The organism is Streptomyces sp. NPDC015139 (genome assembly GCF_043079785.1).
GTDB classification, from domain to species: domain Bacteria; phylum Actinomycetota; class Actinomycetes; order Streptomycetales; family Streptomycetaceae; genus Streptomyces; species Streptomyces albidocamelliae.
On the sequence record NZ_JBIBUW010000005.1, the window covers coordinates 470,305 to 488,547 of the forward strand.

General features: G+C 71.5%; 17 protein-coding genes and 1 pseudogene. 9 read left to right on the forward strand and 9 right to left on the reverse strand.

Translation table 11 applies throughout. The features are described 5' to 3' along the window. Positions 1–36 precede the first annotated feature (36 nt). The 3 genes from ACF08B_RS17075 to ACF08B_RS17085 form a co-directional block, all read right to left on the reverse strand. Positions 37–1,491 (reverse strand): peptidoglycan D,D-transpeptidase FtsI family protein, encoded by a 1,455-nt coding sequence (locus ACF08B_RS17075; protein ID WP_392318058.1) that lies wholly within the window; start codon positions 1,489–1,491, stop codon positions 37–39. A gap of 93 nt (positions 1,492–1,584) precedes the next feature. After that, on the reverse strand, positions 1,585–2,055 hold the full coding sequence (locus ACF08B_RS17080) for a GNAT family N-acetyltransferase (RefSeq protein WP_392318059.1): 471 nt from the start codon (positions 2,053–2,055) through the stop codon (positions 1,585–1,587). A 65-nt stretch (positions 2,056–2,120) separates the two neighbouring features. Next, positions 2,121–2,894, reverse strand: a complete 774-nt coding sequence (locus tag ACF08B_RS17085; protein WP_392318060.1) for an IclR family transcriptional regulator — start codon at positions 2,892–2,894, stop codon at positions 2,121–2,123. Positions 2,895–3,050: 156 nt separating this feature from the next. On the opposite strand from ACF08B_RS17085, the gene ACF08B_RS17090 reads away from it, so the two are divergent. Both ACF08B_RS17090 and ACF08B_RS17095 read left to right on the forward strand, forming a co-directional pair. After that, a complete protein-coding gene (locus ACF08B_RS17090; RefSeq protein ID WP_392318061.1) occupies positions 3,051–4,580 on the forward strand; it encodes an aldehyde dehydrogenase (NADP(+)) in 1,530 nt (509 codons plus the stop codon). Between the two features lie 50 nt (positions 4,581–4,630). Continuing rightward, positions 4,631–5,239 carry a DUF1349 domain-containing protein gene (locus tag ACF08B_RS17095; protein ID WP_093478694.1) on the forward strand — a complete coding sequence of 203 codons (609 nt, stop codon included), beginning with the start codon at positions 4,631–4,633 and terminating at the stop codon, positions 5,237–5,239. A gap of 16 nt (positions 5,240–5,255) precedes the next feature. Here ACF08B_RS17095 and ACF08B_RS17100 read toward each other — a convergent pair whose 3' ends face one another. Beyond that, positions 5,256–6,218 (reverse strand): SDR family NAD(P)-dependent oxidoreductase, encoded by a 963-nt coding sequence (locus tag ACF08B_RS17100; RefSeq protein WP_392318062.1) that lies wholly within the window; start codon positions 6,216–6,218, stop codon positions 5,256–5,258. A 153-nt stretch (positions 6,219–6,371) separates the two neighbouring features. Here ACF08B_RS17100 and ACF08B_RS17105 point away from each other — a divergent pair, with 153 nt between their 5' ends. Both ACF08B_RS17105 and ACF08B_RS17110 read left to right on the forward strand, forming a co-directional pair. Continuing rightward, complete coding sequence (locus ACF08B_RS17105) at positions 6,372–7,094, forward strand: DsbA family oxidoreductase (RefSeq protein ID WP_392318063.1); 723 nt, start codon at positions 6,372–6,374, stop codon at positions 7,092–7,094. A gap of 95 nt (positions 7,095–7,189) precedes the next feature. Beyond that, a complete protein-coding gene (locus tag ACF08B_RS17110) occupies positions 7,190–8,251 on the forward strand; it encodes an aminotransferase class V-fold PLP-dependent enzyme (RefSeq protein ID WP_392318064.1) in 1,062 nt (353 codons plus the stop codon). Between the two features lie 91 nt (positions 8,252–8,342). Here ACF08B_RS17110 and thpD read toward each other — a convergent pair whose 3' ends face one another. The 5 genes and pseudogenes from thpD to ACF08B_RS17135 all read right to left on the reverse strand — a co-directional run bounded on the left by thpD (position 8,343) and on the right by ACF08B_RS17135 (position 13,310). Further along, on the reverse strand, positions 8,343–9,230 hold the full coding sequence (thpD, locus tag ACF08B_RS17115) for an ectoine hydroxylase (RefSeq protein WP_392318065.1): 888 nt from the start codon (positions 9,228–9,230) through the stop codon (positions 8,343–8,345). 5 nt (positions 9,231–9,235) lie between these two features. Further along, positions 9,236–9,640 (reverse strand): ectoine synthase, encoded by a 405-nt coding sequence (locus ACF08B_RS17120; protein WP_073892423.1) that lies wholly within the window; start codon positions 9,638–9,640, stop codon positions 9,236–9,238. A 20-nt stretch (positions 9,641–9,660) separates the two neighbouring features. Then, positions 9,661–10,932, reverse strand: coding sequence for a diaminobutyrate--2-oxoglutarate transaminase (gene ectB / locus ACF08B_RS17125; RefSeq protein ID WP_392318066.1), 1,272 nt, complete (start codon positions 10,930–10,932; stop codon positions 9,661–9,663). A gap of 13 nt (positions 10,933–10,945) precedes the next feature. Next, the gene (gene ectA, locus ACF08B_RS17130) at positions 10,946–11,464 is read right to left on the reverse strand and encodes a diaminobutyrate acetyltransferase (RefSeq protein ID WP_392318067.1); all 519 of its coding nucleotides are present in this window, start codon (positions 11,462–11,464) and stop codon (positions 10,946–10,948) included. Positions 11,465–12,219: 755 nt separating this feature from the next. After that, positions 12,220–13,310 (reverse strand): annotated as a pseudogene (locus tag ACF08B_RS17135) (pyridoxal-phosphate-dependent aminotransferase family protein). Between the two features lie 196 nt (positions 13,311–13,506). Between ACF08B_RS17135 and ACF08B_RS17140 the strand changes: the two are divergent. From ACF08B_RS17140 to ACF08B_RS17160, 5 genes are all read left to right on the forward strand, one after another. Beyond that, a complete protein-coding gene (locus ACF08B_RS17140; protein ID WP_392318068.1) occupies positions 13,507–14,355 on the forward strand; it encodes a transporter substrate-binding domain-containing protein in 849 nt (282 codons plus the stop codon). Next, entirely contained in the window at positions 14,352–15,185 is an 834-nt protein-coding gene (locus tag ACF08B_RS17145) for an amino acid ABC transporter permease (RefSeq protein WP_392318069.1), read from the forward strand. Before ACF08B_RS17140 ends, ACF08B_RS17145 begins: the two co-directional genes overlap by 4 nt. Beyond that, positions 15,182–15,976: an amino acid ABC transporter ATP-binding protein gene (locus ACF08B_RS17150; protein WP_392318070.1), complete on the forward strand. Its 795-nt coding sequence runs from the start codon at positions 15,182–15,184 to the stop codon at positions 15,974–15,976. The genes ACF08B_RS17145 and ACF08B_RS17150 overlap by 4 nt, the downstream gene beginning before the upstream one ends. Before the next feature lie 18 nt (positions 15,977–15,994). Further along, positions 15,995–17,086 carry an amidohydrolase family protein gene (locus tag ACF08B_RS17155; protein WP_392318071.1) on the forward strand — a complete coding sequence of 364 codons (1,092 nt, stop codon included), beginning with the start codon at positions 15,995–15,997 and terminating at the stop codon, positions 17,084–17,086. Between the two features lie 190 nt (positions 17,087–17,276). Then, positions 17,277–18,185, forward strand: a complete 909-nt coding sequence (locus tag ACF08B_RS17160; protein ID WP_392318072.1) for an SCO1860 family LAETG-anchored protein — start codon at positions 17,277–17,279, stop codon at positions 18,183–18,185. The last annotated feature ends 58 nt before the right edge of the window (positions 18,186–18,243 follow it).

An 18,243-nucleotide genomic window follows, 5' to 3' on the forward strand; every position in this document is an offset into this window, starting at 1 on the left:
CCGCCGTGGCCGATCGCGCCCACCCGCCACGGGGCGCTACTTCAGCGCCGCCTGCATCATCGCCTTGGCGACCGGCGCCGCGAGACCGTTGCCGGAGACCTCGGAGCGCGCCGCGTCCGACTGCTCCACCATGACCGCCACGGCGACCTCCTTGCCGTTGCCGTCCGACTTGCCGTACGAGGTGAACCAGGCGTACGGCGTCTTGCTGTTGTTCTCACCGTGCTGGGCGGTACCGGTCTTGCCGCCGACGGTCACCCCGTCGATCAGCGCGTTCGTGCCCGTGCCCTCCTTGACGACCGTCTCCATGGCCGACTGGAGCTGCTCGGCCGTCGAGGAGCTGACGATCTCCTCGCTGTCCGCGTTGTCGTCGTAGTCCTTCAGCACCTCGCCGCCGCTGTCGGTGATCTTCGAGACCATGTGCGGGGAGACCAGCTTGCCGCCGTTGGCGATCGCCGCGGACACCATCGCCATCTGCAACGGGGTCGCGGTGACGTCGAACTGGCCGATACCGGACAGCGCCGTCTGCGCCTCGTCCATGTCCGAGGGGTAGACGCTCGGGTGGGCCCGTACCGGGACGTCCTGCTCCTGGTCGTTGAAGCCGAACTTCTCCGCCATGGCCCTCACCTTGTCCTGGCCGAGCTGGACCGCCATGTGACCGAAGACGTTGTTGCACGAGTACCGCAGCGCCTGACGGATCGGAGCGTTCTTGCACGGCGCCGACTTGCTCTCGTTCGGCAGTTCGCGCACCGTGCCCGGCAGGGTGTACGGGTCGGGGCTGTCGGTGGGCACGTCCACGTCCTTGTACAGCCCGTCCTCCAGCGCGGCCGCCGCCACGACCAGCTTGAAGGTCGAGCCCGGCGGCAGCGGCTGACGCAGCGCGCGGTTGGTGAGCGGCTTGTCCTTGTCCGCGTTGAGGGACTTCCAGGCCTTCCCGGCCGTGTTCGCGTCGGTGAGCGAGGCGGGGTCGTACGACGGCGTCGAGACCGAGGCGAGGATCTTGCCGGTCTTCGGGTCGATCGCGACCGCCGCGCCCTTGTTGCCGCCGAGCGCCCTGTACGCCGCCTTCTGCACGGCCGGGTCGATCGTCGTCAGCACGTCGCCCGGCTCGGCACGCCGGCCGGTGACCGTGTCCATCACGGTCTTCAGCTGCGGATCGGTGCCGTTGAGCAGGTCGGTGTAGATGCCCTCCAGCTGGGTGGGGGCGTAGGCCTGCGAGGCGTAGCCCGTCACGGCCGCGTAGAGACTGCCGTTCTTGTACGTCCGCTTGTACGCGAGGTCGCTGCCCTTCGTCCGGGTGGAACCGGTGATCGCGTCGCCGGCCACGATGATGTTCCCGAGCGGCCGCGAGTAGGTCTCGATCGCGTTCCGCCGGTTGTCGTTGTCGTCCGCGAGGGCCTTGCCGTCGTAGAACTGCACCCATGTCGCCCTGCCCAGCAGAGCGAGCACGAGCAGCAGTGTGAAGACGGACGCCCGCCTGATCGTCTTGTTCATCCCGCTCGGAAGACGAGTGGGACCGGGTCGGGCGTTCCCGATTTCACCGCATTCTCATCGAGGCTTCAGACACCCGGCCCCGTACGGCGATGATCAGTCCGCCAGGACCAGGACGACCTCGTCGATCTCCCGGCCGCGCCCGTTCGCGTACCCCCGGGCGCGGGCCGTCTCACGGAACCCGCACTTCTGCAGCACCCGCAGCGAGGCCGCGTTGTCGGCCGCCGCCCGCGCGTACAGGGGCCGCTCGGGCACCTCGGTGACCAGGGCGCGCAGGGCGGCCGTGGCCACGCCCCGCCCCCAGTACGCGCGGTCGATCCAGTACGTCACCTCGCGCTCGCCCGGCTCGCCGTAGACCGCCGTGCTGCCCGCCACCCGTCCGTCGGCCAGGACCGTGCGCACCACGTCGGAGGAGGCCAGCAGCCGCTTCCAGCGGACGTCGAAGGCGTCCCGGTCACCCGGATCGGGTGTGCCGAACGCGGCCATCCGGGCGGCCTCCGGGTCGGTCATCTGCCGGAAGAACACCGTCAGATCGGCGTCCTCCACGGCCCGCAGCGCGATCTCCATGGCTCCCGAGCCTACGACGTGACCCGGCCCGGACCTACGACCCCGCGGGCCCGGCCGGCGTCCCCTCAGAGCCTGCGCGTCGCCAGCGCGAGCCGGTCGCGGGCGTCGAACAGCGCGTCCTTGATCAGCTGCTCGTGGGCGGAGGTCAGCCGGGCCACCGGGACCGAGCAGCTGATGGCGTCGCGGGCGGGGGTGCGGTAGGGGATCGCCACGCCGAAGCAGCGCAGGCCCAGGGTGTTCTCCTCGCGGTCGACCGCGAAGCCCTGCTCCCGGACCTGGCGCAGCTCCTCGATGAGCTCCTCGCGGTCGGTGAGGGTGTGCTCGGTGAGCGCGGGCAGCGTCTCCGGCAGCAGCTTGCGCACCTGCTCGTCGGTGTACGTGGCGAGGATCGCCTTGCCGAGGGACGTGGAGTGGGCCGGCAGCCGGCGCCCGACGCGGGTGAAGGGGCGCAGGTAGTGCTGGGACTGGCGGGTGGCCAGGTAGACCACGTTGACGCCGTCGAGGCGGGCCAGGTGGATGGTCTCCGTGGTGTCGTCGGAGAGCCGGTCCAGGGTCGGCCGGGCGGCGGCCACCACCTCGTCGCCGTCGATGTACGAGGTGCCCACGAGCAGCGCCCGCACCCCGATGCCGTACCGCGTGCCCGTCGCGTCCGTCTCCACCCAGCCGAGCTCCACCAGGGTGCGCAGCAGCATGTACAGGCTGGACTTGGGGTACCCCACCGCCTCCTGCACGGCCGCGAGGGAGTGCATGCCGGGCCGGCCGGCGAAGTACTCCAGCAGTTCCACGGTCCGTACCGCGGACTTGACCTGCGCCCCGCCGCCTGCGTCGCCTGCCGTCATCGCCCTTGACCCCTTCGTTCGACGAGGACCTGGATATGTGAGGACCCAGATATATAGTCTCCGAGCAGGAAATTCATCATCAGAGACAGTGTTCAGTATATCGAACGCGGCTGATGGGTGACCGAGGAATTGCGGCCTTACTGGGAGGGACCCGCGGTGACAGCAGCACCAGTCTGGAGTGTCGACCCGCGTACCGGGAAGCAGCGTGAACAGGTCGGGGTGGAGGCCACGGCCCAGGAGGTGGACGCGGCGGTCCGCGCGGCCCACGACGCCCGCGCCGCCCTCGCCGACCGCGCGGTCCGCTCCGCGTTCCTGCGCACGGCGGCCGCGGGCCTGGAGGCGGCCAAGGACGTCCTGATCGGGACCGCCGACGCCGAGACCGCCCTCGGCCCGGTCCGGCTCACCGGAGAACTCGCCCGCACCGCCCACCAGCTGCGGGCCTTCTCCGACATCGTCGACGAGGGCGCCTTCCTCGACGTCATCATCGACCACCCCGACGACACCGCGACCCCGCCCGTCCCGGACCTGCGCCGCTACAAGGTCCCGCTCGGCGTCGTCGCGGTCTACTCCGCCTCCAACTTCCCCTTCGCCTTCTCCGTCGCGGGCGGCGACACCGCCAGCGCCCTGGCCGCCGGCTGCCCCGTCGTCGTGAAGGCCCACCCCGACCACCCGGCCCTGTCCGAGCTGGTCGCCGGCGTGCTGCGCCGGGCCGCCGCCGAGCACGGCATCCCCGAGGGCGTCGTCGGACTCGTGCACGGCTTCGAGGCGGGTGTCCGGCTGATCGAGCACCCGCTGGTCACCGCCGCCGGCTTCACCGGGTCCGTCCGGGGCGGCCGGGCCCTGTTCGACGCGGCCGCCGCGCGTCCCGTGCCCATCCCGTTCCACGGTGAGCTCGGCTCGCTGAACCCGGTCCTGGTGACCGAGGCGGCGGTGGCCGAGCGCGCCGAGGAGATCGGCGGCGGGCTCGCCGGGTCGATGACCCTCGGCGTCGGCCAGTTCTGCGTCAAGCCCGGTCTGGTCCTGGTGCCGTCCGGCGCTGGCGGCGACCGGCTGGTGAAGTCCCTCACCGACGCGGTCGGCGACACCGCCGCCGGGGTGCTGCTCGACCACCGGATGCGGGACAACTTCGTCGCCGGGGTGAGCGAGCGCGCCGCCCTGGCGGGCGTGGAGTCCCCCGTGCTCCCGGGCGCGGGCGGCGAGCACACGGTCAGCGCCGGGTTCCTGACGGTGCCGGCGGACCGGCTGACCGAGGGCGGCGACCACGACCTGCTGCTGGAGGAGTGCTTCGGGCCGGTCACCGTGGTCGTGCGCTACTCCGACGAGACCCAGGCCGCGACCCTGCTGTCCCGGCTGCCGGGCAACCTCACCGCGACCGTCCAGCTCTCCTCCGAGGAGGCCGCCGGCCAGGGGCGGGGCCCGGAGATCCTCGCCGAGCTGACCCCGCTGGCCGGGCGCGTGGTCGTGAACGCGTGGCCCACCGGCGTGGCGGTGGCCCCGGCCCAGCACCACGGCGGTCCGTACCCCGCGACGACCTCCGGGTCCACCTCCGTGGGGGGTACGGCCGTCGAGCGGTGGCTGCGGCCGGTGGTCTACCAGAACGCGCCGCAGGCCCTGCTGCCGAGGGAACTGCGCGACGACAACCCCCTCGGACTGCCCCGGCGGTTCGACGGGGTGCTGGAGCGGTAGGCCCGCGGGGGCCCGGCCCGGCGCGAACGTGCTGCTGCGACAATCGGACGATGGACGTGGAACTTCCCGAACTGCCCTTCCCGCTTCGCACGTACGGGCCCGACGGGCACTGGTTCCACGAGGACGGTGTGCTGTCCGGATGGGCGGGCCCCCGGCAGGACCGGTTCGTCACGCCCACCGGCGAAGCCCTCGACCCGGCCTCCGACGCGCCCCGGCTGCTGGGCGCGCCGGAGGGCGACTTCCAGCTGATCGCCCGCGTCACCGTGGGATTCCGCGCCGCGTTCGACGCCGGGGTCCTCTACGTCCACGTCGGTGAACGGGCCTGGGCCAAGCTGTGCCTGGAGTACTCCCCGGACGTGCCCACCGTCTGCACGGTGGTCACCCGGGGACACTCCGACGACGCCAACTCCTTCACCGTGGACGGCAGCTCGGCGTGGTTGCGGGTCAGCCGGACCGGCCGGTCGTTCGCCTTCCACGCCTCCCGCGACGGCCGGCGCTGGACCTTCGTCCGGCTCTTCACCCTGGGCGACGAGAAGGAGACGGGCGCCGCGCTGGTCGGCTTCATGACCCAGTCCCCGCTGGGGGAGGGCTGCGTGGTCACCTACGACCACGTCGAGTTCCGTCCCGCCTGGCCGAGCGACCTGAGAGACGGCAGCTGAAGGCCCCTGCCGTCCGCTAGGCGGCGAACGCGTCGACGCCCGTCAGTTCGGCCGACAGCGCCCACAGCCGTGCCGCCTGCTCCGGGTCGGTCGCCCAGGCCTTGACGCCGGTGCGCTCCTCGCCCTCGGTGGCGGGCTCCGCGATGTCGCAGTCCTCCAGGTAGACGCCGCCGAGGCCGTCCAGCTGCGGGGAGGTCGCCGCCCACACCTGGGTGGCCGCGCCCTGCGGCGGGGTCTTGAAGCCCTCGGGGTTGAGCGGGTTGCCGTCCTCGTCGATCCAGCCGCGCTCGACCATCTCCGCCTTGGGCAGGTGCCGCTGCAGCGGGGTGATGATGCCGCCGGGGTGCAGGGCGAAGGCGCGCACACCGGAGTCCCGGCCGAGCCGGTCGAGATGGACGGCGAACAGGACGTTGGCGGTCTTGGCCTGGCCGTAGGCCTCCCACTTGTCGTAACCCCGCCGCCAGTGGACGTCGTCCCAGCGGATGCCGGAGAAGTGGTGGCCGCGCGAGGACACGGAGACGACGCGGGCGCCGCCCGGTGCGATCGCCGGCCACAGCCGGTTGACGAGGGCGAAGTGACCGAGGTGGTTGGTGGCGAACTGGGCCTCCCAGCCGGGCCCCACCCGGGTCTCCGGGCACGCCATGATCCCGGCGCTGTCGATCACGATGTCGAGGGTCCGCCCGGAGGCGAGGAACCGCTCGGCGAAGCCGCGCACGCTGTCCAGGTCGCCGAGGTCCAGCTCGTCGAGCTCGACGCCGGACAGTCCGGCCAGCGCCTGCTCGGCGGTGGCCGGGCGGCGGGCGGGCACGGCCACGTGCGCGCCGGCCTTCACCAGCGCGCGGGTGGTCTCCAGGCCGATGCCCGAGTAGCCGCCGGTGACGAGGGCGAGCTTCCCGGTCAGGTCGACGCCCCGCAGGACGTCGTCGGCGGTGCTGGTGGCGCCGAAACCGGAACCGATCTTGTGCTGTGCAGTGCTCATGCCCGGAACGCTACGAATTGGAGTGCTCTCGAAGTCAAGCGGAGCCCCGGGCCGGACGGGTGAGGCGGGCCGGGGAATGCAGCGCGCTGTTTGAAGGTTCATGCACCGGGCGGAGAGAGCCTCCATGCCCGTACGACCTGAGAGAGCCGAAGAATGCGCGTCGAGATCTGGAGCGACATCGCCTGCCCGTGGTGCTACGTGGGCAAGGCCCGCTTCGAGAAGGCGCTGGCCGCCTTCCCGCACCGCGACGAGGTCGAGGTGGTGCACCGCTCCTTCGAGCTGGACCCGGGCCGGCCCAAGGGCGACGTCCAGCCGGTGATCACCATGCTGACCGGGAAGTACGGCATGAGCGAGGCGCAGGCCCAGGCCGGCGAGGACAACCTGGGCGCGCAGGCCGCCGCCGAGGGCCTGGACTACCGCACCCGGGACCGCGACCACGGCAACACCTTCGACATGCACCGCCTGCTGCACCTCGCCAAGGAGCACGGCAGGCAGGACCGGCTGATCCAGGCCTTCTACCGGGCCAACTTCGCCGAGGAGCGGTCCGTCTTCACCGAGGGCGACGAGCGCCTGGTGGAGCTGGCCGTCGAGGCCGGACTGGAGGCCGACCGCGTCCGCGCGGTGCTCGCCGACCCCGACGCGTACGCCGACGCCGTCCGCGCCGACGAGCGCGAGGCCGCCCAGCTCGGCGCCAACGGCGTGCCCTTCTTCGTCCTCGACCGCACCTACGGCGTCTCCGGCGCGCAGCCGGCCGAGGTCTTCACCCAGGCGCTGAGCCAGGCCTGGGGCGAGCGCTCCCCGCTGCGGCTGATCGACGAGGGCGACGACGCCCAGGCGTGCGGCCCGGACGGCTGCGCGGTCCCGCAGCACGGCTGAAACCGCAGGTCGGAGGGTATGTATAAGGATCCCTAAGCGGATCCACGCAAAATTTCGCAATGGACGGGGACTTCGTGGGACCGCAGAGTGGTCCCATGGAGACCACGGAGACGTTCGAGAGCCTCGTCCGCGCCGAGTTCGCCCCGAAGAGCACCTACCTCAACACCGCCAGCAACAGCCTGCTGCCCGCCCGTACCGTGGCCGCCCTCCACGAGGCGGCGCTGCTGCGGGCCGAGGGCCGGCCGCTGACCCCGTTGTACGAGGACGTCGAGGCCTGCCGGGCCGCGTACGCCCGGCTGGCCGGTGTACCGGCCGGCCGGGTCGCGCTGGGCGCCTCCGTCGCCGCGCACACCGGGGTGATCGCGGCCTCGCTGCCCGCGGGCGGGGAAGTCCTCACCGCCGACGACGACTTCACCTCCGTGCTCAACCCGTTCCACGTCCGGGGCGACCTCCTGGTCCGCACGGTCCCGCTGGAGCGGATCGCCGAGTCCGTCCGGCCGGGCACCGCGCTCGTCGCGGTCAGCGCCGCCCAGTCCGCCGACGGCCGCCTCGCCGACCTGCCCGCCCTGCGCGCGGCCGCCCGCGAGCACGGCGCACGCACCTACGTCGACTTCTCCCAGGCGGCGGGCTGGCTGCCGATGGACGCGGGGGCGTACGACTTCACCGCCTCCGTCTCCTTCAAGTGGCTGATGGGCCCGCACGGAACGGCCTTCCTCACCGTTCCCGAGGACTTCGGCGGGCTGCGGCCGGTGCTCGCGGGCTGGACGGCGGGCGAGAGGCCCTGGGAGAGCTGCTACGGCCCGGTCGACGAACTCGCCCGCTCCGCAAGGCGGTTCGACCTCACCCACGCCCTGTTCACCCTCGCGGGCCTGCGCCGCTCCCTGGACCTCGTCGAGGAACTCGGGGTGTCCGCGATCCACGCCCACGACGTGGCCCTCGCCGACCGCTTCCGGACCGGGCTCGCGGACCTCGGGCACAAGCCCGTGCCCGCCCCCGGCTCGGCGATCGTCTCGGTGCCCGGACTCGGTGCTCGGCAGCCCGAGTTGAGCGAGGCGGGCATCGAGATCTCGGACCGCGCGGGCAACCTGCGCGCGTCCTTCCACCTCTACAACACGGCCACGGACGTGGACTGCCTGCTGGACGCCCTGTCCGGCTGATCCGGCCGGACCCGGACATGACCGGGCCGGGGCCTCCCGTCCCACACGAGGAGGCCCCGGCCCGGTGCTCGGGGGGTCACTTCACCGGGGTCTACCCGACCGGGGTGAAGTCGCGCGCGCCGATGAAGTCCGGCCTGCGCACCGGAGCCGAGAACGGCTCCACCGCCGTGTTCTCCACGCTGTTGAACACGATGAAGACGTTGCTGCGCGGGAACGGCGTGATGTTGTCGCCGGAGCCGTGCATGCAGTTGCAGTCGAACCAGGTCGCCGAGCCGGCCTTGCCGGTGAACAGGCGGATGCCGTGCTCGCTCGCCAGCTCGGTCAGCGCCTCGTCGGACGGCGTGCCCGCGTCCTGCATCTGCAGCGACTTCTTGTAGTTGTCCTCGGGCGTGGCGCCGGCGCAGCCCAGGAACGTCCGGTGCGAGCCCGGCATGATCATGAGCCCGCCGTTGGTGGCGAAGTTCTCGGTCAGCGCGATCGAGACGGACACCGTGCGCATGTTCGGCAGGCCGTCCTCGGCGTGCCAGGTCTCGAAGTCCGAGTGCCAGTAGAAGCCGCTCGCGCCGAATCCCGGCTTGACGTTGATCCGGGACTGGTGGACGTACACGTCCGAGCCGAGGATCTGCCGGGCCCGTCCGACCACCCGGGGATCGCGCACCAGGTTCGCGAAGACCTCGCTGATCCTGTGCACCTCGAAGACCGAGCGGATCTCCTTGGACTTCGGCTCGACGATCGAACGCTCGTCGGCGCGGATCGCCGGGTCGGTGACCAGGCGATCCAGCTCACGCCCGTACACCTCGACCTCGTCCGGGGTGATCAGCTGGTCGACGGCGAGGAAACCGTCCCGCTCGTACGCCTGGAGATCGGCGGTCGGGATCGGGCCCGGCGTGTCCGGGGAGCCCCAGACGACCGGGTCCTGCCGGGGGACGGTCACCTCGCTGGTGCCGCGGGTGGGGTACAGGTCGGTGACAGTGGTCATGGGTGTCACACCTCCTCGGGCTCGGTGAGCAGCGGGTAGACGCCGTTCTCGTCGTGGTCCTCCCGCCCGGTGACCGGCGGGTTGAACACGCAGATGCAGTGGAAGTCCTCCTTGACGCGCAGCGTGTGCCGCTCGTGCCCGTCGAGGAGGTACATGGTGCCGGGCGTGATCGTGTACGTCTTCCCGGCCTCGTGGTCGGTGAGTTCGGCCTCACCCTTGGTGCACACGACGGCCTCGATGTGGTTGGCGTACCACATCGACGTCTCGGTACCGGCGTACAGGATGGTCTCGTGCACGGAGAAGCCGACCCGCTCCTTGGCGAGGACGATGCGCTTGCTCTCCCACGTGCCGGACTTCGCCTTGACGTGCCGGTCGGTGCCTTCGATGTCCTTGAACGATCGGACGATCACGGTGCTGTACTTCCTCCTTGCTAGACGGTTTCGCGGACGGAACGGGCGAGGATGCTCAGCCCCTCGTCCAGCTCGTCGGGGGTGATGGTGAGGGCGGGCAGCAGTTTGACGACCTCGCCCTCCGGGCCGGACGTCTCGATGAGGAGCCCGAGCTCGAAGGCGCGGCGGGCGACCCGCGAAGCCCTGTCCTTGTCACGGAATTCGAGACCCCACACGAGTCCCCGTCCGCGGTACTCCTTCACATCGGCGAGGTTCTCCTCGGTGATGGAGATCAGCGCCTGTTCGACCTGCTCGCCGCGGGTGCGGGTCTGCTTCTCCATGGCGGAGCCGTCGGTCCAGTACGTCTCCAGGGCCGCGGTGGCCGTGACGAACGCCGGGTTGTTGCCGCGGAAGGTGCCGTTGTGCTCGCCGGGCTCCCAGACGTCCAGCTCGGGCCGGAACAGGCACAGCGACATGGGCAGGCCGTAGCCGCTGATCGACTTGGACACGGTGACGATGTCGGGGGTGATCCCCGACTCCTCGAAGGAGAAGAAGGCGCCCGTGCGGCCGCAGCCCATCTGGATGTCGTCGACGATCAGCAGCATGTCCTGCCGCTCGCACAGCTCCTTCAGCGCGCGCAGCCACTCGGGCCGGGCGACGTTGATGCCGCCCTCGCCCTGCACGGTCTCCACGATCACGGCGGCGGGCTTGTTCAGGCCGGAGCCCTGGTCCTCCAACAGCCGCTCGAACCACAGGAAGTCCGGGACCTTGCCGTCGAAGTAGTTGTCGAACGGCATCGGGGTGCCGTGCACCAGGGGGATGCCGGCGCCGGCGCGCTTGAAGGCGTTGCCGGTGACGGCGAGGGAGCCGAGGGACATCCCGTGGAAGGCGTTCGTGAACGACACGATCGCCTCGCGGCCCTTCACCTTCCGGGCCAGCTTCAGCGCCGACTCGACGGCGTTGGTGCCCGTCGGGCCCGGGAACATGACCTTGTACGGCAGGTCGCGCGGGCGCAGCACCAGGTCCTGGAAGGTCTGCAGGAACGACCGTTTGGCCGTGGTCGACATGTCCAGGCCGTGGGTGACCCCGTCCCGGGACAGATAGTCGATCAGCGCCCGTTTCAGTACCGGGTTGTTGTGGCCGTAGTTGAGTGAGCCGGCGCCGGCGAAGAAGTCGAGGTACGCGTGGCCGTCCTCGTCGTACATGCGGCTGCCCTGGGCACGGTCGAAGACGGCGGGCCAGCCGCGGCAGTAGCTGCGGACCTCGGACTCGAGGGTCTCGAACACGCTGAGGTCGGGCTGGGTGATGGTCACGGTGATTCGCTCCTCAGTGGGGGGTGGAGTCGGTCAGCGGGCCTATGCGGTACAGGACTTCGGGGTCGTGCGGGCCGTCCGGGAACAGGTCGGCGCCGAACAGCACCTCGCGGTCGACCTGTGCGCCGTGCCGGGCGGCGAACGAGGTGAACAGGCGCTCGGAGGCGGTGTTGCCGGGGGTGATCGTGGTCTCCACCTCCGTGATGCCGTGCTCGGCGGTGAGCCGTGCGGTCAGCCCGTCGAGCAGGGCCGCGGCGATGCCGTGACCCCGGTGGGCGGAGTCGACGGCCACCTGCCAGACGAGCAGCGTCCGGGGACGGTCCGGTCGCACATAGCCGGTGATGAAGCCGACCGGCTCTCCGTCCGCACCACGCGCCACCGCCGAGGTGCCGGCGAAGTCCCGGCACCACAGCAGATAGCTGTACGAAGAGTTCAGGTCGAGGGTTTTCGAGTCCTTGGCGAGACGCCAGAGCGTGGCTCCGTCGGTCATCGCCGGTCGGTCGATGAGAAGGTCTGCGGGTGCGGCAGTCATGCGGCACGAATTTAGCGAGGCGAATTAGAAATTGCACGGGCGGTTCCGCTGTGCCGCGCAGGGGGTCGGGGGGAATGCCCGTATTACCCCACGGAAAATCGGGACAAAGGTGTCTCGTTGTGGAGTGTGTCACAACACGGAAACCGTCCGAAACGCGCCGGAAAACTTCCCCGTTTAGCTCCGCGGAAAGCGGGCAGAAGAAGACGGGAAGCTATCGTCCGAAGAATCGGCGGAGTTTGTGAAATTAAATTGAATTCACGAGCCGATGGTTTCGCCGATTCGTTCACGCAGAATCCGCGGGCGCGCCCGCCGTACCGGGCGTACTCCCCGGCTCCGCCCGGCGAACGGCTTCCGCCCCTCGCCGCCTCTGCCTTCCCGCCCTCCCGGGCCGACGCACCCTGGCGGTGCCGTATCGCGCCAGTGGGCGACCGGAGGCCTTGCGACCGCGCCTCGGCCGGCCGTGTCTGCGCCTTTGCCCGCGGTGGGCCCGCCGGCGGCGGGCTGCTCCGGGGAGGTGTGCTCGGAGGGCTCAGGCCCGGTGCGGCGCCCGGGCCCCCGCTCGCCGGTGGGCCGTCGGGGCTCGGTGGGCGGCTGCTCCCGGGGAGGTGTGCTCGGAGGGGCAGGCTGCGTTTGCCGCTCGGGTGGGCGATTCGGTATCCACCGGAGTTCCCGACTCGCCCGGTGTCGCGCCCGGGCCCCGTCCGCCGACGGGACCGTCCGGGGCTCGGCGGCCGGTTCCTCTCGGGGAGGCGCGCTCAGGCCGCGTTCACCGCTCGGGTGGCCGACTCGGTGTCCACCGGTGCCCCCGCCTCGGTCAGCGCGGCGCCCAGCGCGGTCAGGGATCGGCGGACCGTGTCCAGGGTGGCGTCGGGGCCGTAGTGGTTGACCCGGATCATCTCCTTGGCCAGGGCGCCGCCGCCCGCGGCCAGGGGCAGCGCCGGGTCGCTCTCCAGAGCCCGCGCCACCAGCTCCGAGGCCACCAGGTCCGACGGCACCCGGAGCGTCGTGGCGACCGGCGCCGCGTCCGCGACCTCGTACACGTACGGCTCCAGACCTCCGCCGAGGGCGACCGCACCCGCCCGCGTGGCCAGCGCGGCGCCCCGGTGCCGGGCCATCACCGTGTCCAGCCCCGCCGACCCGATGCGCTCCAGGCACGCCTCCAGGGCCAGCATCTCCAGCTGGGCGGGAGCGTGCGCACCTTGCGGCCGGCGTCGATCCAGCGGTCCTTCCAGTCGAGCAGCGACAGGTAGGAGCGGCGCGGCGCGTGCGGGTTCGCCGCCATCCGGGCCCACGCCCGCTCGCTCACCGAGATCGCCGACACGCCCGCCGGACCGCCCATCGCCTTCTGCGCCCCGATCACGCACAGGTCCACGCCCCACGCGTCCGGCAGCACCGGCTCGGCGCCCACGGAGGCGACCGCGTCCAGGTAGAACAGCGCGCCGTGCCGCCGTACCACCTCGCCGATCTCCGCGACCGGGTTGGTGTTGCCGGTGGCCGCCTCGGCGTGCACCAGCGACACGAAGTCGATCTCCGGGTGCTCGGCGAACGCCTGCTGGATCTGCCCGGCCGTCACCGCCGTGTGGAAGGGCACGGAGATGTCGTGCACGGTCGCGCCGGAGTCCCGGAGCCAGTTGCCGAAGGTCTGCCCGTAGGGGCCCGTGATCACGTTCAGGGCCACCGTGCCGGGACCGGCCGCCGCGCGGATCGCGCCCTCCAGCGGCAGCAGCGCCTCGCCCTGCGTGATCAGCACGTCCTGCCGGGTGTCCAGCAGCCGGGCCACCCCGTCCTCGATGGCGGCGAAGCGCTCGGCACTCAGCGGGGGCAGATCGAGGAACGGGTGGGTCACGGCGGTGCTCTCTTCGCTCACGAGGGTTCACGGGCCGGCCGGAGGCCGACGCACACGAGCGTAACCCTCACCACATCCGCGCCCGCCGACCGGCGACTTCTCAGGCCGGACGGCTTGGATGCCATCGGTTTGGTTTGAGTGACCCAAACATCTCCTTATAATCGGAACCCACAGTTCCCCCATAGGAGATCCCCCCATGAATACGCTCCTCGGGCGCCGGACCCGCCTTCTGGCCGCCACCACCGCGACCGCCGCACTCGTGCTCGTCGTGGCCGGCTGCTCCTCCAGCGACTCGGGGAGCGGCAAGACCACCGTCAAGGGCGTCCACCTGGCCAAGGGCGGCCAGCTGACCACCTGCACCCACCTGCCGTACCCGCCGTTCCAGTCGGAGGTCGACGGCAAGGTGCAGGGCTTCGACGTGTCCCTCATCGACCTCGTCGCCAAGGACCTGGGCGTCAAGCAGCAGATCCTCGACACGCCGTTCGAGAACTTCAAGACCGGCGCCTTCCTCAACTCCGGGCAGTGCGACCTGGCCGCCGCCGGCATGACCATCACCGCCGAGCGCAAGAAGAACGTCGACTTCTCCGACCCGTACTTCGAGGCCACCCAGGCCGTCCTGGTCGACAAGAGCAGCGGCGTCAACTCGCTCGCCGACGTCAAGGCCAAGGGCAAGAAGCTGGGCGCCCAGGCGCAGACCACCGGCGAGGACTACGTCAAGGGCAAGGGCTACGACCCGATCTCCTTCGAGTCCTCCGACGCGGTCCTCAACGGTCTGCGCACCGGCCAGGTCCAGGCCGTCGTCATCGACTACCCGGTCGTCCAGGGCTGGCTCAAGGACAAGGCGAACGCGGACAAGTTCAAGGTCGTCGACAACCTGAAGACCGGTGAGCAGTACGGCTTCACCGTGAAGAAGGGCAACACCGCGCTGCGCGACGCCATCAACAAGGCGATCAAGAACGCCAAGGCCGACGGCACCTACAAGAAGCTGTACGAGCAGTGGATCGGCCCGTACGACTCCTCCGTCGCCTCTCCCGCGGCCTCATGACCGACACGGACACGACCCTCCAGCCGAAGAGGAAGGGACTGACCCGGCGCCAGAAGCGCGCCGTGTCCCGCGGGGTGCAGTACGCCGTCTTCGTCGCCGCCGTGATCGCCTTCGCGGTCTCGGCGGACTGGGGCCGGCTGCAGAACCAGTTCGCCCAGGCCGACATCGCCAAGCAGATGTTCCCGGACGTCATCACGCTGGCGCTGAAGAACACCGTGCTCTACACGCTGTCCGGCTTCGTCGTCGGGCTCGTCCTCGGCATGGTCGTCGCCCTGATGCGGCTGTCCTCGGTGGGCCCGTACCGCTGGCTGGCGGGCGTCTACATCGAGATCTTCCGCGGCCTGCCCGCCCTGCTGATCTTCATCTTCGTCGGCGTGGCCGTACCCCTCGCCTTCCCCGGCACGGAGATCCCCGGCGGGACGTACGGCAAGGTCGCCATCGCGCTCGGCCTGGTCTCGGCCGCCTACATGGCGGAGACCATCCGGGCCGGCATCCAGGCCGTGCCCAAGGGACAGATGGAGGCGGCCCGTTCGCTCGGTTTCTCGCCGGCGAAGGCCATGGTCTCGATCATCGTCCCGCAGGCGTTCCGGATCATCCTGCCGCCGCTCACCAACGAACTCGTCCTGCTCTTCAAGGACTCCTCGCTGGTGCTGTTCCTCGGGGTCACGCTGGAGGAGCGGGAGCTGTCCAAGTTCGGCCGCGACCTCGCCAGCACGACCGCCAACTCCACGCCGATCCTGGTCGCGGGCCTGTGCTACCTGCTGGTCACCATCCCGCTCAGCTTCGTCGTCCGCCGTATGGAATCCAAGGCCCAGGAGGCGATCCGGTGAGCCGCCCGGAGATCGAGGTACGCGGACTGCACAAGTCCTTCGGCGCCAACGAGGTGCTGCGCGGCATCGACCTGGAGATCGGCCAGGGCGAGGTCGTCTGTGTCATCGGCCCGTCCGGTTCCGGCAAGTCGACGCTGCTGCGCTGCGTGAACCTGCTGGAGGAGCCCTCCGAGGGACGGGTCTTCGTCGGCGGCACCGAGGTCACCGACCCGGACGTCGACATCGACGCCGTACGCCGCCGCATCGGCATGGTCTTCCAGCAGTTCAACCTGTTCCCGCACCTGAACGTCACCGAGAACCTCGCGCTGCCCCAGCGCCGGGTCCTCGGGCGGGACAGGGCGACGGCCGCGAAGGTCGCCGCCGAGAACCTGGCCCGGGTCGGCCTGTCCGAGAAGGCGGACGCCTACCCGGCCTCCCTCTCCGGCGGCCAGCAGCAGCGCGTGGCGATCGCCCGGGCCCTCGCCATGGGCCCGCAGGTGATGCTGTTCGACGAGCCGACCTCCGCGCTCGACCCCGAACTGGTCGGGGACGTCCTCGCCGTGATGCGCAGGCTCGCGGAGGAGGGCATGACGATGATGGTCGTCACGCACGAGATGACCTTCGCGCGCGAGGTCGCCGACCGGGTCGTCTTCATGGACGGCGGGGTGGTCGTCGAGGACGGCAGCCCCGAGCGGGTCATCGGCGACCCGCAGCACGAGCGCACCCGGCACTTCCTGTCCCGGCTGCTCGACCCGGCGATGGCCGAGGTCGAGGAGGAGACCTCCGACCAGGTGGGCGAGGACACGCCCTAGGTCGTTAGGGTGCGGTGCATGAGCGATGGCGCGGTGCTGCACGTGAAGGGCCGGGTCCTGGCGGGACCCGAGGACGTCCGTGACGAGCTGTGGGTGGTCGGCGGGCGGGTCTCCTACGACCGTCCCGCCGGCGCCCGCGACATCACCACCGTGACCGGCTGGGCGCTGCCCGGACTGGTCGACGCGCACTGCCACGTCGGCCTCGGCGCGGACGGCCCGGTCGACGCGGACACCGCCGAGAAGCAGGCCCTGACCGACCGCGGGGCGGGCACCCTGCTGATCCGGGACGCGGGCTCGCCCTCCGACACCCGCTGGGTCGACGACCGCCCCGACCTGCCGAAGATCATCCGGGCCGGCCGGCACATCGCCCGCACCCGCCGCTACCTCCGCAACTACGCCTGGGAGATCGAGCCGGAGGACCTGGTGGCGTACGTCGCCCAGGAGGCCGGGCGCGGCGACGGCTGGGTCAAGCTGGTCGGCGACTGGATCGACCGCGACCTCGGCGACCTGGCCGCCTGCTGGCCCCGCGGGGCGGTGGAGGCCGCCATCGCCGAGGCCCACCGCCTGGGCGCCCGGGTCACCGCGCACTGCTTCGCCGAGAGCTCCCTGCGCGACCTGGTCGAGGCCGGCATCGACTGCATCGAGCACGCCACGGGCCTGACCGAGGACCTGATCCCGCTGTTCGCCGAGCGGGGTGTCGCGATCGTGCCGACCCTCGTCAACATCGCCACCTTCCCGCACCTCGCGGCCGGCGGCGAGTCCCGCTACCCGCGCTGGTCCGCCCACATGCGGCGGCTGCACGAACGCCGCTACGACACCGTGCGCGGCGCCTACGACGCCGGTATCCCGGTCTACGTCGGCACGGACGCCGGCGGCTCCCTGGCCCACGGGCTGGTCGCGGCGGAGGTGGCGGAACTGGTCACCGCCGGCATCCCGCCGGTGCAGGCCCTGTCCGCGACGAGCTGGGGCGCCCGCGCCTGGCTCGGCCGGCCCGGGCTGGAGGAGGGCGCACCGGCCGACCTGGTGGTGTACGAGGGCGACCCGCGGGCCGACGTACGGGTGCTGGCGGCGCCGCGGCGCGTGGTGCTCGACGGCCGGATCGTCGAATAGCGGGCGCTCCGGCGGACGGTGGGGCGGCGGGGTCCGGCGGGGGCCGGGGGAACGCCTGTGCCCGGTGATTCGAAGAGATGTGCTGAAACACCTCGATCGAGTGAAGTGACTCAGGATAGCTGACCGTTCACCCACAGTGCGTACAAGGTTGACGGGTCCCAAGCATGTTCCGTCTGGGGGTCCCACCGCCTTGAACAGCAAAAACTTCCGCATGCCCGCCCGCCGGCTCGCCGCGGTCGCCACCGTCACCGCGCTCACCGCGGCGCCCGCGGTCCTGGGCGCGGGCGCCGCGCACGCGACCGGCGGTCACGGTCGCGCCTCCGCCGTCGTCCTGCGCACCGGGCTCGACGTGTCCCTGCTCAACAAGACCGTGAACGTCCCGCTCGCGGTCTCGCTCAACGAGGTCCAGGCACCGCAGAGCGCCGACAGAACGGCGCTGTCCGCCCGGCTCGACGGCGTGAACGGCGGGAAGCCGTTCACGGTGCTCGCCGCGGACGTCGCCTCGGCGAAGGCCACGGTGACCGCGAAGCGCGCCGAGGGCTCCGTCCGGCTCGTCCACGCCAAACTGCACGTGCCCGGTCTGCCGCTGCTGTCGGTGATCGAGACCGACGACGTCACCGCCAAGGCGACCTGCGAGGTCGGCAAGGCACCCGTGGCCACCGCGAACGTCCTGGGCGCCGTCACCGTCCTCGGCAAGCGCGTCACGCTGACCGCCGGCGGCCCGACCGTGGTGAAGGTGCCCGGCGTCGGCGAGGTCAGGCTCGACCTCGCCGAGCGGCGCACCTCGACCCGTACGGCCGCCGCGACCGCCCTGCAACTCAAGGTGTCCGTCAACCCGTTGAAGCTCAACGTGGCCGACGTCGAAGGCACCGTCACCCTCGCCAAGGCGACCTGCGAGTCCCCGATGGCGGCGCCCACCGAGCACCCGGCGCCGAGCCACGACCCGGCCGCCGACGTGCGCCCGCAGGGCGCGCCCGCCAAGGCCGACCTCGCGGAGACGGGCGGCAGTTCGGCGACCCCGTACATCGCGGGCGGCGCGCTGGCGCTGCTGCTGGTCGGCGGGGGAGCGGTGACCGTGGCACGGCGCCGCAGGGGCTGACGGCGGACCGGCTCCGCCGGGGCGGGGGAACCCGCCCGGCGGGCCGGGCCCCGTTCAC